Source organism: Herbidospora sakaeratensis, from assembly GCF_001570525.1.
Lineage (GTDB): Bacteria > Actinomycetota > Actinomycetes > Streptosporangiales > Streptosporangiaceae > Herbidospora > Herbidospora sakaeratensis.
This window is the reverse complement of the sequence record NZ_BBXC01000033.1, coordinates 1-15,641: the sequence shown is the minus strand read 5'-3', so window position 1 is coordinate 15,641 and position 15,641 is coordinate 1. Positions and strand designations below refer to the sequence as shown.

The following is a 15,641-nucleotide window of genomic DNA, read 5'->3' as shown; positions in this document are numbered from 1 at the left end:
GTTCACCTCACGTTCGACGATTCGGGCAGATCCACCCCGAGGAGCCGGTCGAGGTCCGGGTCGGACCCGACCACGCGGCGCCACTCCTCGGCGCCGTCGGGTGCGTACTTGACGAGAGAGGGGGTCGCGCCGACCGCGACCGAGCCGAGCAGGTCGGCGTCGACGACGGCCTCGACGTGCGGGGCCGCTTCGACCCAGGCCGCGCACGCCTCGGCCGCCGCGAGCAGGACCGTGTGGCCGCCGACCCGGCCGGGCGGCATCCCGGCCAGATGGACGGCCCGGGCCCGGCAGCTCGGGCACTGTTCCGAGACCACGAGGACGAAGGTCGGCCGGCCGTCGGAGGAGGCGAACCGGGCCACCTTCCGGACGGAGTCGGGACCGGGGGTGGCGGGGGCGGCCAGCACCGCCTGCTGGAGCTCGCGCACGATCCTGAGCAGGGCGGAGATCGCGAACAGGGCGATCACCATGCCGAGGAAGGCGAACACGGCCAGGGAATTGACGACGTTCTGCACGGCGGTCAGCTCAGCCCGCACGTGAGGGAGTCGGCGACGGCCGCGAAGCGGGGGTCGTCGGCGTCCCGTGCGGTGAGGATCGTGGTCGTCGAGGTGTTGACCAGGATGGCCGAGCGCAGCACCCGTCCGTCGTCGGCCCGCTCCTCGCGTTTCCACAACGCGCCGCCGCGCACCTTCTTGCCGGTGCCGCCGGGCGTGGGCAGCGCGCCGGCCGGGTTCACCTGGATCGAGCAGACGCCCTCCAGGCTGTTGACCGCCAGCAGGCCGTCGGTGCGCACCCGCGAGCCGATCCGGGGGGCCAGCACGACGCCTTCGGGGGCGTCGCGGATGTCGAAGGCGGCGAGCAGGCCGATGAACACCTCGAACGGCACGTTGGTGCCCTGGATGAAGGTGTAGACCTCGTGGTGCGGCCCGATCCACACCATGGTCGTGCCGGCGTTCTCGGGGTCCTCGTGGGAGACCAGCCGGGCCCCGTTCCACGACGCCTCGCGCACGGTGAACCGGTCGTACTCGCCGATGTGGCGGGCGATGAGCTCGCGCGCCCCGGCCGCGCCGGTGTGGAAACGCTGGGCGCCGTTGTCGTTCCGCGCCCAGAACAGATAGCTCCAGCCCATGGTGAAGGGCTGCGGGCTGCCGTCCACGGTGAGCGTACGGCCGTCAGGTGTTCGCGCTAACATCGCCACGGCACCAGAGTGAGCGCGACCGCCACACGGCCGCCACATTGCCGCCACACACGGGGCCATCACAGGCTCGCGTCCTCCATGAGGATGCGGTCGTGCAGCGCCGTCAGCGTGGCCGACGGCCCGACGCCGATGTGCTCGACCAGCGCCGCCCGGCAGTCGTGGTAGGCCAGCAGCGCGTCGGCCCGGCGGCCGCTCTTGTGCAGGGCCAGCATCAGCCGCGCCCGCAGGTCCTCGCGCAGCGGGACGCGCGCGACCGCGACCCGGAGCTGGTCGATGGCCTCGTCGTAGTTCCCCAGGCGGATGCACGCGCCGGCGAAGTCGCCGACGGCGGCCGTGCGGCGTTCGTCGAGCCGGGTGGCGGCGTTGCGCAGCGCCTCGGAGCTGTCGGCGAGGTCCTGCAGCGCGCCGCCGCGCCAGAGGGCGAGGCCGTCTCTGAGCAGGCGGGCCGCCTCGGCGTCGTCGCGCTCGGCCAGGGCGGCGGCCGCGGCCGACCGCGCGGCCTCGAAGTCGGCCAGGTCGAGCCGGTCTTCGACGTCGGTCACCCGGTAGCCGCCGGGCACGGTCCGGATCTCGACGCCGGAGCAGGCCAGCCCCTTGCGCAGGTCCGCGATGTACGTCTGCAGGTTGCGCCGCGCCGAGGGCGGGGCGGCGTCACCCCACAGGGCGGCGATGCAGCGTTCGGTCGAGACCGTGTGGGGCGCGTCGAGCAGCAGGAGGGCGAGGAGCTGGCGGTGCTTGATCCTGGTCACGGACAGCTGACTGCCGTCCGGCCGGTGGATTTCGAAGTGCCCGAGCAGGAGAAATCTCATGGAACTCCAGCCGACTCTGGGGAGCGCAGCGGAGACGGACGGGAATCGAACCCGCCGCGCCGAGATCCTCGGCGCCACCGGTTTTGAAGACCGGGAGGGCCACCAGGCACCTGCACGTCCCCGATGGTAACGCTATCAGAGAAAAGTTCTGGAACCAGCGGTGTCCTGGCGGCGGGTGAGGCCGAGCCGGTCGAGGTGCTCCAGGAGCGGGACGACGACCCGGCGGGTGGTGTTCAGCGCGGTCCGCGCCTGCGCCACGGTGAACGGCCGGGGCAACCGGGCGAGCACCTCGGCCGCCTCCTCGGCCGCTCCGGGCGGCAGCACGACGCCGGGGGCGAGCTGGACGAGTTCGCCCGCCGCCTCGGCCGCCGCCAGCGCCCGCCGGTCGAGCCCGAGTTCCGCGAGCCGGGCCGCGTCCGGCGCCGCGAACGGATCGGCGGCCCAGCCGCGCCGCAGTTCGTCGACCCCGGGCGTGCGGGCCGGCCGGAACAGCCGCCCGCGCACCGTGCGGACGGCGGCGCCCTCGGCGAGGGCGTCGACCAGCGCCCGGTCGGGCAGGCCGAGCAGTTGCCGCGCGGTCTCCGCCGCCAGGCCCGGCCGCCCGGCCACGACCTCGGCGAGGCGGTGGCGGAGCCCGGCCCAGTGGTCGGGATCGGCGAGCCAGTCCCCCGCGACCGGGTCGGCGTCGACGGGCGTGCCCATGGCGGCCAGGTCGTCGCGCCGGGCCAGGCCGCGCCGCCGCAACTCGGCGACGCCGTCCGGCACGCCGGACATGCCGGCGAGGTCGGCCGCCCGCGCCCGGGCCGCGCCCCGGCGGCGCAACTCCGGCGGGCGCACGTCGAGCACCACCGCCCCCCACACCCGGCGGCTGCCCGGGTCGCGCAGCAGCGCCCGGTCGCCGACCCGCACGGGCAGCGGCCGGGGCAGGGTCACCCGCACCGTGTCCTCGCCGAGGGCGCGCAGCCGCGCGGGTTCGGCGGCGGTGCCGAGGTGCCAGGTCACCTGCTCCGGCGGACGGCCCTCGCCGGAGACCCGGACGTCGAGCACCTCGACGTCGAGCCAGCGTCCCGGGGTCAGCAGGGTGTGGCCGCGCCGGGGACGCGCGCCGCCGCGCAAATTCACCGCGACCCGCGCGGGCGCGGCGACCTCGGTCTTCGCCTCGTTCAGACTGTGCAGGCCCCGGATTCGCACGTCGTCGCCGCCGAGCCGGAGCACGTCGCCGGCCCGGATCACGCCCGCGCCGAGTGTGCCGGTGACGACGGTCCCCCGCCCCTCGACGGTGAAGACGCGGTCGATCCACAGGCGCACGTCCGCCTCCGGGGCGGGGTCGTCCGGGGGGATCGCGGCCAGCAGGGCGCGCAGGCCGGGCAGACCCTCTCCGGTGACCGCGCTCACGGCGACGGCGGGCACGTCGGCGAGGGTGCTGCCGCGCAGCCGGTCGCGGCAGGCGGCCAGCACGGGTCCGGGGTCGGCGAGGTCCGACCGGGTGACGGCGAGCACGCCCCGGCCGACGCCCAGGGCGTGCAGGATCTCCAGGTGCTCCCGCGACTGCACCGACCAGCCCGCGTCGGCGGCCACCACGAACAGCACCGCCGTGACCGGGCCGACCCCCGCCAGCATGTTGCCGACGAAACGTTCGTGGCCGGGCACGTCGACGAAGGCGAGGCCGTCGGTCCACACGTACCCGAGGTCGATGGTCAGGCCGCGCCGCCGCTCCTCCTCCCAGCGGTCGGGCTCCATGCCGGTGAGCGCCCGCAGCAGCGTGGACTTCCCGTGGTCGACGTGCCCGGCGGTGGCGATCACCCGCACGCGGCCACCCCGATGGCCACCGCGGCGGCCAGCACGGCGTCGAAGAGGTCGTCGTCGCGGTGCGGCGCGACCGCGCGCAGGTCGAGCAGGCAGCGGCCGCCCTCGACCCGGCCGACCACCGCCGGGTCGCCCGTCCGCAGCGGCCCGGCCAGGTCCTCGGTCACCGCGACCGCCGCGCTGGGCAGCCCGACCCCGGGGGCTCCCCCGCCTCCGACGGCCGCCTCGGTGTCCACCGCCTCGGCCTTGACGCCCGCCTCGGCCAGGCGTCGCGCCAGGTCGCCGGCGCGGCGGCGCACGACGGCCGGGTCGGCGGCCAGCGCCTCGCGGGCCGGGTTGGCCGCGTGGGTGAGGGTGGCCTCGACCGCCGCCAGCGTCAGCTTGTCCACCCGCAGGGCGCGGGCCAACGGGTGGCGGCGCAGCCGCTCGACCACCTCGGCCCGCCCGAGCAGCAGGCCGCACTGCGGACCGCCGAGCAGCTTGTCTCCACTGGCGGTGACCAGGTCGGCGCCCGCGCGGAGCCAGGTCGCCGCGTCGGGCTCGTCGGGCAGCAGCGGTTCGGGCGTGAGCAGCCCCGAGCCGATGTCGGCGACCAGCGGCACGCCCAGCCCGGTCAGCTCGCCGACCGGCGGCGTCGCGGCGAAGCCCTCGATCCGGTAATTCGAGGGGTGCACCTTGAGCACGAATCCGGTCGCGGGGCCGATCGCGGCGGCGTAGTCGGCCACCGACGTGCGGTTGGTGGTGCCGACCTCGCGCAGGCGGGCCCCGGTGGAGGCGAGCAGGTCGGGCAGCCGGAAACCGTCGCCGATCTCGACCAGCTCGCCCCGGCTGATCACGATCTCGCGCCCCTGGGCCAGCGTGGTCGCGGCCAGCACCAGCGCGGCGGCGTTGTTGTTGACGAGGTGGACCGCCTCGGCGTCCGGGACCGCCCGCGCGAGCGCCGCCAGCGCGGCCCGGCCGCGCCGGGCCCGCCGCCCGGTCTCCAGGTCGAACTCGACGTCGGTGGTGCCGGCCGCGCCGCGGATGGCGTCCAGGGCCGGAGCCGAGAGCGGGGCGCGGCCGAGGTTGGTGTGCAGGAGCACCCCGGTGGCGTTGATCACCTCCCGGGGGCCGCCGGGCAGCGAGCGCACCACCTCGTCGGGTACGTCGGCGGGGCTGATCTCCCCCTCCCGGGCCCGTCGCTGGGCCGCCTGGACGGCCCCCTTCACGCGGCCGCGTCCCATCAGCTCGATCAGGGGGGAGAGGCGGGGATCGTTCAGAAGCGCGTCGGTGCGCGGGATGTGGCGCCGCGAGTCGGTCACGATAAGTCGGGATATACCAATCCGCCGATCCGCGCAATGATCCCGATCATGGTGAGACTGACCCAATACGCCCAGGGCGGCGGCTGCGCGTGCAAGATCCCACCCGGTGAACTCGAAGACGTCCTGGCGGGTCTCGGGGTGCCACCGAAGGATCCCGCCGGAGAACTGCTGGTCGGGCTGGAGACCGGAGACGACGCGGCGGTCGTCCGCGTCGAGGGCGGCACGGCGGTCGTGGCCACCGCCGACTTCTTCACCCCCGTGGTGGACGACCCCTACGACTGGGGCCGCATCGCCGCCGCCAACGCCCTGTCCGACGTCTACGCCATGGGCGGCCGTCCCCTCATGGCGCTCAACCTGCTCTGCTGGCCGCGCGAGACGTTGCCGTACGACCTGGCCCGCGAGGTGCTGCGCGGCGGCGCCGACGTGGCCGCGCAGGCGGGCTGCCACGTGGCGGGCGGGCACAGCGTCGTCGACGCCGAACCCAAGTACGGCATGGCCGTCACCGGCCTCGCCGACCCCGCCGCCCTGATGCGCAACGACGCCGGCCGCGCCGGGTTGCCGCTCTCGCTGACCAAGCCGCTCGGTCTCGGCGTGCTCAACAACCGCCACAAGGCGACCGGCGAGGTGTTCCCCGAGGCGGTCGAGGTCATGACGCGGCTCAACGCCGCCGCGAGCCAGGCCGCGGTCGCGGCGGGGGTGCGGTGCGCGACCGACGTGACCGGCTTCGGGCTGCTCGGTCACCTGTTCAAGCTGGCCAGGGCCTCGGGGGTGACCGCCGTGGTGGACAGCGCGGCGGTGCCGCTGCTCGACGGGGCGCGCGAGGCGCTCAGGGACGGGTTCGTGCCCGGGGGCTCGCGCCGCAACCTCGGCTGGGTCGCGCCGCACCTGTCGGGCGGGGCCGACGAGGAGACGATGCTCCTGCTCGCCGACGCGCAGACCTCCGGAGGGCTGCTGGTCGCCGGCGAGGTGCCGGGCGCGCCGGTGATCGGCGAGCTGGTGCCCCGGGGCGAGCACCCGATCGTGGTCAGCTGACCCGGTCGCCCGTCTCGGGCGCCGCCGACCGCACCAGGTTCTCCCGCAACCAGGTCTCGGTCGTGCTCACGTGCATGAGCGCGGCCGCCTGGGCGAGCACCGCGTCGCCCCGCTCCAGCGCCTGGTAGATGGCGGCGTGCTCGGAGATCGTGCGCCCGGCCACGTTGCCTTCGAGCACCCCGCGCCAGACCCGCGCCCGGACGGTGCGGCTGGCGATGCCCACGAGCAGGGCGCACAACGCCCGGTTGCCGGTGGCCTCGAACACGGCGCGGTGGAAGGCGTCGTCGTGGTGGGTGAGCAGCTCGACGTCGCCCTGGGCGGCGACCATGGCGTCGAGGTGCTTCTGGAGCTCGGCCAGCTGAACCGGCGTGATGCGGGTGGCGGCCAGGCTGGTGGCCACCGGCTCGAACAGTCTCCGCACCTCGGTGATCTCCAGCAGGTCGTCTCCCTGCATCATCTCGACCGCGACGCCGACCCCTTCGAGCAGCAGCGCGGGGTCGAGCGAGGTGACATAGGTGCCGTCGCCCCGCCGCACCTCCAGCACGCGGGTGGTGACCAGGGAGCGCACGGCCTCGCGGAGGAGGTTGCGGGACAGGCCCAGCGACGCGGCCAGGTCCTGCTCGGGGGGCAGCCGGGCGCCGGGAGGGAGCGTCCCATCCTTGATGAGCTGCCGGATGCGGACGATCGCCTGCTCGGTCAGAGACATACGAGCATCCTGCCCCGAATGCCCGTCTGCCGGGAAACCCGAGACAGACATGTGATGTTCGGCGGCAACTCAGGATCGGACTTCTCAGGCATTCTGAGATAAGCGCAGGTGATCGCGATTATGTTCGCCAGCTCTAGACACCGGTGGGCTTTGGGTCATAGAAAGACATCCCATGTCCGGCGCTCACCTCAAGGAGTGACGATGAGAATCCGACGCTTACCCGTCGCCGTGACGTTGTCAATGGCGGCTTGTCTGCTGGCGGCGTGCGGCGGGGACGACACCCCGGGCCAGACCGCGAACGCCCCGGCGGACGCCCCGGCGAAACCGGTGATCGGGGTCGACTACCCCCGATCCGACACCGACTTCTGGAACTCCTACATCAGTTACGCCCCCAAGTTCGGCGGCAAACTGGGAGTCGACCTGAAGACCACCAACTCGCAGAACGACATCGCGAAGCTCACCGCCAACGTGCAGAGCCTGGTCAGCCAGGGCATCCGCGGCCTGGTCATGGCGCCGCAGGACACCGCGGCGGTGGCCCCCACGCTCCAGCAGCTCGAAGGCAAGAAGATCCCCGTCGTGCTGGTGGACACCCGGCCCGACACGGGCAACGCCTTCATGGTCGTGCGCGCCGACAACCGCGCCTACGGCGAGAAGGCGTGCCGCTACCTCGGCGAGAAGCTGAAGGGCGCGGGCAAGGTCGTCATGCTGCAGGGCGACCTGGCCTCCATCAACGGCCGCGACCGCACCGAGGCCTTCAACGAGTGCATGGCCGCGAACTACCCCGGCATCAAGGTCTTCGGCGAGGCCACGAACTGGGACGGCGCGGTCGCCTCGCAGAAGCTCTCGACGGTGCTCACCGCCAACCCCGACGTCAAGGGCGTCTACATGCAGTCGAGCTTCGCGTTGTCGGGCACCCTCCAGGTGCTCAAGCAGCGCGACCTGCTGGTCCCGCCGACCGACCCGAAGCACGTCTTCGTGGTCTCCAACGACGGCATCCCGCAGGAGCTCAAGGACATCGCGGCCGGCAACATCGACGCGACCGTGTCGCAGCCCGCCGACCTCTACGCCAAGTGGGCGCTGGAGTACACGAAGGCGGCGATCGAGGGCAAGACCTTCGCCCCCGGGAAGACCGACCACGACAGCACCATCATCGAGGTCCGGCCGGGCCTGCTGGAGGACCAGCTGTCGGCTCCGCTCGTCACGCTCGACGGCGGCACCTACGGCGGCATTCCCAGCGTCAAGCACGACGACAAGTCGCTCTGGGGCAACAACCTGAGCTGAGAGGCACGACGATGGGCGCTTCCACGAGCCCTTCCTCCGTGACCGGCCCCATCGCCGAGGCGGAGCGCATCACCAAGAGATACGGCGAGACCGTGGCGCTGGACGGCGCCCACATCACGATCACACCGGGCGAGACCCACGCCCTCGTCGGGCGCAACGGCGCGGGCAAGTCCACCCTGGTCTCCATCCTGACGGGCCTGCAGGAGCCCGACGAGGGGGAGATCCGGTTCGGCGGGCGGCCGGCGCCCCGCCTGCCGGAGCGCGACGCCTGGCGCGAGCGGGTCGCCTGCGTCTACCAGAAGTCCACGATCATCCCCGAGCTGACCGTGGCCGAGAACCTCTACCTGAACCGCCACGACCACAACGGCCTGCGGCTGGTCAGCTGGAAGAGCATGTGGAAGAAGGCGGCCGAGCTGCTGGAGACCTGGTCGGTGGACGTGGACGTGCGCCGGCCGGCCAAGGAGCTCGGCGTCGAGCAGCGGCAGTTCGTCGAGATCGCCCGGGCGCTGTCGTTCGGCGCGCGGTTCATCATCCTGGACGAACCGACCGCGCAGCTCGACGGAGCGGCGATCGCCCGCCTGTTCGACCGGATGCGGGCGATGCGCGAACAGGGGGTCACCTTCCTGTTCATCAGCCACCACCTCCAGGAGATCTACGAGATCTGCGACACCGTCACGGTCTTCCGCGACGCCCGGCACATCCTCACCGCGCCGGTCATGGAACTGCCCCGGGGAGACCTGGTGGCGGCCATGACCGGGGAGGCGGCGGGCCTTCAGGAGAGGAAGGCCCGCCCCTCCGTCCCCCCGGACGCCGACGTGGTCCTGGACGCCCGCGGGCTGACCGACGGCGACCTGTACGCCGGCGTCGACCTGCGGGTCCGGGCCGGCGAGATCGTCGGGCTGGCCGGCCTGGGCGGCAGCGGGAAGACCGAGCTCGCCGAGACCATCGCGGGGCTCCGGGCGCCCGGCGAGGGCGTCATCGAGGTCGCCGGACGCCGCCCGCGCGCCGGCAGCGTGCCCGACTCGCTGGCGGCGGGGGTCGGGCTGGTCCCCCGCGACCGCCACCACCAGGGGCTGATCCCGCTGATGTCGATCGCCGACAACACCACGATGACCGTGCCCGAACGGCTCGGCACGGCCGGGCTGGTGAGCGGCCGCCGCCGCGACGAGCTCGCCCGCGAGATGATCACGAACCTGGCCATCAAGACCCCCGGCCCGGAGTTGCCCGTCAACGGCCTGTCGGGCGGCAACCAGCAGAAGGTGGTGATGGCCCGCGCCCTGGCGAGCGATCCCCGCCTGCTCGTGCTGATCACCCCGACGGCGGGCGTGGACGTCCGGTCGAAGGAGTTCCTGCTCGGAAAGGTCGAGGAGATCGCCGGGAAGGGCACCGGCGTCGTCATCGCCTCCGACGAACTGGACGATCTGCGCCTGTGCGACCGGGTGCTGGTGATGTTCCACGGCCGGGTCACCACCGAACTGGCCGCCGGCTGGCACGACCACGAGATGGTGGCGGCCATGGAAGGAGTCGAGCTCGATGCCTGAGACCACCGCCGCCCCCGCGGAGACGGGCCGGCCCGCGCCGAAGGGGCCGGGCAGGACGGGAACCGGGCTCCGCCTGGCCCGGCTGCGCGACTTCGCGCTGGTCCCGGCGATCATCGCGATCGCGATCGTCGGGCAGATCGTGCACCCGATCTTCCTGCAGGCCGACAACCTGATCAACATCCTGCAGACCATGTCGGAGATCTCGCTGCTGGTGCTCGCGCAGGCGCTGGTGCTGATCGTCGGCAAGATGGACCTGTCGCTGGAGTCGACCTTCGGCCTGGCCCCCGGCGTGGCCGCCTGGTTGACGGTCGCGGTCGGGACCGGCTCGGGGCTCGGGCTGCTGTCCGGCTTCTGGGCGATCCCGATCACCCTGGCGGTCGGGGTGCTGGTCGGGGTGGTGAACGCGTTGTTCATCGTCCGCTTCGGGCTCAACGGGTTCATCGTCACCCTGGGCATGCTGATCGTGCTGCGGGGCCTGCTCACCGGCATCTCCGGCGGCCAGACCTTCTTCAACCTGCCCGAGTCCATGATCTACCTGGGGTCGGCGATGTGGTTCGGGGTGCCCGCCTCGATCTGGATCTGCCTGCTGCTGTTCGCGGTCGGCGTCCTGGTCATGGGCTTCACCGGGTTCGGCCGCTCGTTGTACGCCATCGGCGGCAACGTCGACGCCGCGAAGGCGGCCGGCATCCGCACCGACCGGGTCCTGTGGATCACCCTGATCGCCGCCAGCGTGCTGGCGGCGATCGGCGGCCTGCTGCTGACCGGCCGGCTGGCCTCCGTCGCCGCCGCGCAGGGCGACGGGGCCATCTTCACGGTGTTCGCCGCCGCCGTCATCGGCGGGGTCAGCCTCAACGGCGGCAAGGGCACCGTGTTCGGCGCGTTCACCGGCATCCTGCTGCTCTACATGATCCAGAACGTGCTCACCCTGGCCGGCGTGCCGGCGCAGTGGATCGAGGCGCTCAACGGAGCGATCATCCTGACCGCCCTGGCCCTGTCGAGGCTCACGGGCGGCAAGACACAGGAATGACGCCCGCCTGATCTCGCGTCCGGGCGCCTACGACGGCAGCAGAGGGAGCAGCGCGTTGAGGCGTCCGGACGCGAACCCGGACAGGTCGAGCGAGCAGAAGGTGAAGCCGGCGCCGCGCACGGCAGCGTCGATCCGCTCACGCTCCTCACCTGCCCGGAGGATCTCCTCGCGCGGGACCTCGATCCGGGCCAGGGTGCCGCCCGCGTGGGCGCGCACCCGGCACACCGGGAAGCCGAGGTCGCGCAGCGCCGCCTCGGCGGCCTCGATCCGGGCCAGCACCTCGGTCGTGACCGGGTCGCCGTAGCTGACCCGCGAGGCCAGGCACGGCGCGGCGGGCTTCTCGGCGGTCACCAGGCCGAGCTCCCGGCTGGCCGCGCGCACGTCGGCCTTGGTCAGCCCCGCGTCGACCATCGGCGTGATGACGCCGCGTTCGGCCGCCGCTCGCTGGCCGGGCCGGTGGTCGCCCAGGTCGTCGAGGTTGGTGCCGAGGGCGACGGCCGCCCCCATGGCCGTGGCCAGCGGGGTGAGCGCGTCGAACAGCGCCGACTTGCAGTGGTAGCACCGGTCGCGCCCGTTGGCGGTGTATTCGGGCCGCTCGATCTCGTCGGTGCACACCTCGACGTGGGCCAGGCCGTGCTCGCGGGCGAAGGCGCGGGCGGCCGACCGCTCGGACGCGGCCAGGCTCGGGGAGACCGCGGTGACCGCCAGGGCACGGGTCCCGAGCGCGCGGCGGGCGGCGAAGGCGAGCAGGGCCGAGTCGGCGCCGCCCGAATAGGCGACGACGACCGCCTCCTCCTCGCGCAGCCGGGCCGTCAACCGCTCGACGGGGTCACTCATGGTTGTCCTCTCTGAAGTCGCGGGGGCCGGTCAGGCTCTCCTCGACGCCGAGGACGTGCATCGCGGCGTGGATGCGGGCCCGCTCGGGGTCGCGGGCGAGCAGCGCCAGGTAGACGGCCCGGTGCTCCCCGAGCGTGCGCTGCACGGCCTCGGGGTCGGTCATGCCGCGCCAGATCCGGGCCCGGACCGTGCGCCCGGACATGTTCTGGATGACGGCGGCCAGCACGGTGTTGCCGCAGTGGGAGGTGATCAGCGCGTGGAAGTCCTGGTCGAGGGCGACGAGCTTGCCATGGTCGATCTCCGGCCCCGACGCCAGCCGCTCGGCCTCCTCCAGCAGGTTGCCCAGGGCGACGAGGTCGTCGTCGGGGATGCGGACGGCCGCCAGGGCCGTCGCCTCCGCTTCGAGGATCCGCCGCACGTGCAGGAACTCCCCCGCGCCGGCGTGCTGGTGGATGTCGGCGACGAAGCTCATGCCGTCGAGCAGCAGCGCCGGGGACAGGCTGGTGACGTAGGTGCCGTCGCCCTGCCGGGTCTGCAGGACGCGCATGGCGATGAGCGCGCGCACGGCCTCGCGCAGGGTGTTGCGGGCGATGCCGAGCTGGTCGGCGAGCTCTTTTTCGATCGGGAGTTTCTGGCCCGGACGAAGCTCGCCGTCGACGATCATCTGCTTGATCGTGTCGATCGCGCTCTCGATGACTCCCACGCCACCATCCCTACTGCCGTGCCCATTGCGCGCCATCAGGGTAGCGGTACGCCTCCACCGATTCCGGGCGCATCTGGGCGCTGTAGCCCGGGGCCTCGGGCAGCCGGTAGCGTCCGCCGCCCACCCGGACCGGGTCGGTGAAGTGCTCGTGCAGGTGGTCGACGTACTCCAGCACGCGGCCCTCCAGGCTGCCGCTCACGCAGACGTAGTCGATCACCGACAGGTGCTGGACGATCTCGCACAGGCCGACGCCCCCGGCGTGCGGGCAGACGGGCACGCCGAACTTCGCGGCCATCAGCAGGATGGGGATGATCTCGTTGACCGAGGCCAGGCGGCAGGAGTCGATCTGGCAGTAGTCGATCGCCTCGGCCTGGAGCAGCTGCTTGAACATCACCCGGTTGTGGCAGTGCTCGCCGGTGGCCACGCCGACGGGGGCGACGGCCTTGCGGATGGCCGCGTGGCCCAGGACGTCGTCGGGGCTGGTCGGCTCCTCGATCCACAGCGGCTCGAAGGCGGCCAGCCGGTTCACCCAGGTGATGGCGTCCGGCACGTCCCACACCTGGTTGGCGTCGATCATGAGGTGGCGGTGGCCGAGCTCCTCGCGGGCGATGGCCAGCCTCCGCAGGTCGTCGTCGACGTCCCCGCCGACCTTGAGCTTGACGTGCGTCCAGCCGTCGGCGACCGCCTCCGCGACCAGCCGGCGCAGCTTGCCGTCGTCGTAGCCCAGCCAGCCGGGCGAGGTGGTGTAGGCGGGGTAACCGTGCTCGGCCAGCTCGGCGACGCGCTGCTCGCGGGTGGGCCACAGCCGGGCGAGCATCTCGACGGCCTCGGCGGGGGTGAGCACGTCGGACAGGTAGCGGAAGTCGCACGCCGCCACGATCTCCTCGGGCGTCATGTCGGCCACCAGCCGCCACAACGGTTTGCCGGCCCGGCGGGCGGCCAGGTCCCAGGCGGCGTTGAGCACGGCGGCGGCGGCCAGGTGCACCACGCCCTTCTCGGGCCCGAGCCAGCGCATCTGGCTGTCGGCCATGATCTCGCGGTAGAGCCCGCCCAGGTCGGCGGCGAGGGCGTCGACGTCGCGGCCCGCCAGCCGGGCGCCGATCTGGCGGGCGGCGGCCACGCACAGGTCGTTGCCCCGGCCGATGGTGAACGTCAGGCCGTATCCCGTCAGGTCGTCGTCGGTGCCGAGGACCACGTAGGCGGCGGAGTAGTCGCCGTCGGGGTTCATCGCGTCCGAGCCGTCGAGGGTGGCGGAGGTGGGGAACCTGACGTCGATCACGTCCACTGAGGTGATCGTCGGCATAATGTCTCCAATTGATCGGATGAATATGGTTAGACGGTAGGCCCCGACCTCCCATAGGTCAACAAACCTACCTACTTAACCCGATGAATCTGGCAATCTTCGCCAGGTCGGGCACCTCGCGGCCGAGATCAACCCGTCGAGTCCAATCAATCCCATGTCTCGCCAAGATCATGTGGCAAAAGAGGGCAAATGTCGGGACTCACAACGACTATTGACCCTATTAATCCCATGTTTGTAACCTGGCGGACACCTGACCCCCTGGCAAGGGAGTACCGAGAGATGTCTGACTTATCCCGTCGGAGAGTGCTGCAGTTCGGCGCCGCCGGCGCCGGAGCGGCGATGCTGCCCCTGCAGTGGACGGCGGCCGCCCGGGCCGCCGCCGCCCCGCCCTCGGAGGCGGGCGACCTGGCCCTGTGGTACGACGAGAGCGCCGGCACCGACTGGCTGCGCGCCCTGCCGATCGGCAACGGCCGGCTGGGCGCGATGGTCTACGGCAACGTCGACGTCGAGCGCCTGCAGTTGAACGAGGACACCGTCTGGGCCGGCGGGCCCTACGACCAGAGCAGCGGCCGTAACGCCAACTCGCTGGGCCAGATCAGGCAGGCGGTGTTCGCGAACAACTGGAGCCAGGCGCAGAGCCTGATCGACCAGAACATGCTCGGCCGCCCGGCCGGGCAGCTGGCCTACCAGACCGTCGGCAACCTCCGGCTCACGTTCAGCGGCGGCTCCAGCGGGATCTCGGAGTACAACCGCTACCTCGACCTGACCACGGCCACCGCCGTCACCACGTACGCCCAGAACGGCACCCGCTTCCGCCGCGAGGTGCTGGCCAGCGCGCCCGACCAGGTCATCGCGATCAGGCTGACCGCCGACCGGGCGAACGCGATCACCTTCTCGGCCACGTTCGACAGCCCGCAGCGGGTCACCCGCTCCAGCCCCGACGGCACCACCGTCGCCCTCGACGGCGTCTCGGGCAACTTCGAGGGCATCTCGGGACAGGTCCGCTTCCTCGGCCTGGCCCGCGCCGTCGCCGAGGGCGGCAGCGTCAGCAGCTCCGGCGGCACCCTCCAGGTGACGGGCGCGACCAGCGTGACCCTGCTCGTCTCGATCGGGTCGAGCTACAGGAACTACAACGACGTCAGCGGCGACTACCAGGGCATCGCCCGCGGCCACCTCAACGCCGCCGCCCAGCGCACGTTCACCGATCTGCGCAGCCGTCACGTGGCCGACTACCAGGCGCTGTTCAACCGCACCACCCTGGACCTGGGCCGCACCTCAGCCGCCGACCAGCCGACCGACGTGCGCATCGCCCAGCACAACAGCGTCAACGACCCCCAGTTCGCCGCCCTGCTGTTCCAGTACGGCCGCTACCTGCTCATCGCCTCCTCCCGCCCCGGCACCCAGCCGGCCAACCTGCAGGGCATCTGGAACGACTCCCTCACCCCGGCGTGGGACTCGAAGTACACGATCAACGCCAACCTGCCGATGAACTACTGGCACGCCAACACCACCAACCTGGCCGAATGCTTCGACCCGGTGTTCAAGATGATCAGCGACCTGACCGTCACCGGCGCCCGCACCGCCCAAGCCCAGTACAACGCCGGCGGCTGGATCACCCACCACAACACCGACGCCTGGCGCGCCACCTCAGTCGTCGACGGCGCCCTGTGGGGCATGTGGCAGACCGGCGGCGCCTGGCTCGCCACCCTGATCTGGGAGCACTACCAGTTCACCGGCGACGTCGACTTCCTGCGCACCTACTACCCCGCCATGAAGGGCGCGGCCCAGTTCTTCCTCGACACCCTGGTGCAGGAACCGAGTCTCGGCTACCTGGTCACCAACCCCTCCAACAGCCCCGAACTGGCCCACCACAACGGCGTCAGCGTGTGCGCCGGTCCGACGATGGACAACCAGATCCTCCGCGACCTGTTCAACGGCGTCGCCCAAGCCAGCCAGACCCTCAGCGTGGACGCCTCCTTCCGCACCCAGGTGCTGGCCGCCCGCGACCGCCTGCCCCCGATGAAGACCGGCTCACGCGGCAACATCCAGGAATGGCTGTACGACTGGATCGAACCCGAGACCGGCCACCGTCACATCTCC

The 15,641-nt window shown here is 72.4% G+C and carries 14 protein-coding genes and 1 tRNA gene; 5 read left to right on the top strand and 10 right to left on the bottom strand.

From position 1 onward, the window contains the following. Window positions 1-2 precede the first annotated feature (2 nt). The 6 genes from AW271_RS37660 to selA form a co-directional block, all read right to left on the bottom strand. The gene (locus AW271_RS37660; RefSeq protein ID WP_062343099.1) at window positions 3-533 is read right to left on the bottom strand and encodes a hypothetical protein; all 531 of its coding nucleotides are present in this window, start codon (window positions 531-533) and stop codon (window positions 3-5) included. Further along, window positions 518-1,195 (bottom strand): hypothetical protein, encoded by a 678-nt coding sequence (locus AW271_RS37655; protein WP_157555077.1) that lies wholly within the window; start codon window positions 1,193-1,195, stop codon window positions 518-520. The genes AW271_RS37660 and AW271_RS37655 overlap by 16 nt, the downstream gene beginning before the upstream one ends. A 59-nt stretch (window positions 1,196-1,254) precedes the next feature. After that, window positions 1,255-2,004, bottom strand: coding sequence for an AfsR/SARP family transcriptional regulator (locus tag AW271_RS37650; RefSeq protein WP_062343095.1), 750 nt, complete (start codon window positions 2,002-2,004; stop codon window positions 1,255-1,257). A gap of 28 nt (window positions 2,005-2,032) precedes the next feature. Further along, a tRNA-Sec gene (locus AW271_RS37645) sits at window positions 2,033-2,126 on the bottom strand. A gap of 13 nt (window positions 2,127-2,139) precedes the next feature. Then, window positions 2,140-3,813 carry a SelB domain-containing protein gene (locus AW271_RS43020; RefSeq protein WP_062343093.1) on the bottom strand — a complete coding sequence of 558 codons (1,674 nt, stop codon included), beginning with the start codon at window positions 3,811-3,813 and terminating at the stop codon, window positions 2,140-2,142. Next, window positions 3,804-5,111, bottom strand: coding sequence for an L-seryl-tRNA(Sec) selenium transferase (gene selA / locus AW271_RS37635; protein ID WP_062343091.1), 1,308 nt, complete (start codon window positions 5,109-5,111; stop codon window positions 3,804-3,806). Before selA ends, AW271_RS43020 begins: the two co-directional genes overlap by 10 nt. A gap of 36 nt (window positions 5,112-5,147) precedes the next feature. Here selA and selD point away from each other — a divergent pair, with 36 nt between their 5' ends. Then, complete coding sequence (selD, locus tag AW271_RS37630) at window positions 5,148-6,143, top strand: selenide, water dikinase SelD (RefSeq protein WP_062343088.1); 996 nt, start codon at window positions 5,148-5,150, stop codon at window positions 6,141-6,143. Here the strand turns inward: selD and AW271_RS37625 are convergent. Further along, window positions 6,136-6,849: a FadR/GntR family transcriptional regulator gene (locus AW271_RS37625; RefSeq protein ID WP_062343086.1), complete on the bottom strand. Its 714-nt coding sequence runs from the start codon at window positions 6,847-6,849 to the stop codon at window positions 6,136-6,138. The genes selD and AW271_RS37625 overlap by 8 nt on opposite strands. Window positions 6,850-7,050: 201 nt before the next feature. Between AW271_RS37625 and AW271_RS37620 the strand changes: the two genes are divergently transcribed. The 3 genes from AW271_RS37620 to AW271_RS37610 are packed head-to-tail and all read left to right on the top strand — an operon-like array spanning window position 7,051 to window position 10,698. Then, window positions 7,051-8,130 carry a sugar ABC transporter substrate-binding protein gene (locus AW271_RS37620; protein WP_062343084.1) on the top strand — a complete coding sequence of 360 codons (1,080 nt, stop codon included), beginning with the start codon at window positions 7,051-7,053 and terminating at the stop codon, window positions 8,128-8,130. Between the two features lie 38 nt (window positions 8,131-8,168). Then, window positions 8,169-9,671 (top strand): sugar ABC transporter ATP-binding protein, encoded by a 1,503-nt coding sequence (locus AW271_RS37615; RefSeq protein ID WP_245653399.1) that lies wholly within the window; start codon window positions 8,169-8,171, stop codon window positions 9,669-9,671. Continuing rightward, complete coding sequence (locus tag AW271_RS37610) at window positions 9,664-10,698, top strand: ABC transporter permease (protein ID WP_062343080.1); 1,035 nt, start codon at window positions 9,664-9,666, stop codon at window positions 10,696-10,698. Before AW271_RS37615 ends, AW271_RS37610 begins: the two co-directional genes overlap by 8 nt. A gap of 27 nt (window positions 10,699-10,725) precedes the next feature. Here AW271_RS37610 and larE read toward each other — a convergent pair whose 3' ends face one another. From larE to AW271_RS37595, 3 genes are read right to left on the bottom strand one after another with little or no spacing between them, the layout of a single operon-like run. Beyond that, on the bottom strand, window positions 10,726-11,535 hold the full coding sequence (gene larE / locus AW271_RS37605) for an ATP-dependent sacrificial sulfur transferase LarE (RefSeq protein ID WP_062343078.1): 810 nt from the start codon (window positions 11,533-11,535) through the stop codon (window positions 10,726-10,728). Next, entirely contained in the window at window positions 11,528-12,238 is a 711-nt protein-coding gene (locus tag AW271_RS37600) for a FadR/GntR family transcriptional regulator (RefSeq protein ID WP_062343075.1), read from the bottom strand. Before AW271_RS37600 ends, larE begins: the two co-directional genes overlap by 8 nt. 10 nt (window positions 12,239-12,248) lie before the next feature. Continuing rightward, on the bottom strand, window positions 12,249-13,523 hold the full coding sequence (locus AW271_RS37595) for an enolase C-terminal domain-like protein (RefSeq protein ID WP_245653398.1): 1,275 nt from the start codon (window positions 13,521-13,523) through the stop codon (window positions 12,249-12,251). Between the two features lie 297 nt (window positions 13,524-13,820). Here AW271_RS37595 and AW271_RS37590 point away from each other — a divergent pair. Further along, window positions 13,821-15,641, top strand: a 1,821-nt coding sequence (locus AW271_RS37590) for a glycoside hydrolase family 95 protein (protein WP_169806460.1), incomplete at its 3' end; no start/stop codon positions are given.

Bases quoted from the DNA above. Each gene is read 5' to 3' on its own strand.
- AW271_RS37650 (WP_062343095.1), bottom strand. From the start codon at position 2,004: ATGAGATTTCTCCTGCTCGGGCACTTCGAAATCCACCGGCCGGACGGC.
- larE (WP_062343078.1), bottom strand. From the start codon at position 11,535: ATGAGTGACCCCGTCGAGCGGTTGACGGCCCGGCTGCGCGAGGAGGAG.
- AW271_RS37610 (WP_062343080.1), top strand. From the start codon at position 9,664: ATGCCTGAGACCACCGCCGCCCCCGCGGAGACGGGCCGGCCCGCGCCG.
- AW271_RS37625 (WP_062343086.1), bottom strand. From the start codon at position 6,849: ATGTCTCTGACCGAGCAGGCGATCGTCCGCATCCGGCAGCTCATCAAG.
- AW271_RS37620 (WP_062343084.1), top strand. From the start codon at position 7,051: ATGAGAATCCGACGCTTACCCGTCGCCGTGACGTTGTCAATGGCGGCT.
- selD (WP_062343088.1), top strand. From the start codon at position 5,148: ATGATCCCGATCATGGTGAGACTGACCCAATACGCCCAGGGCGGCGGC.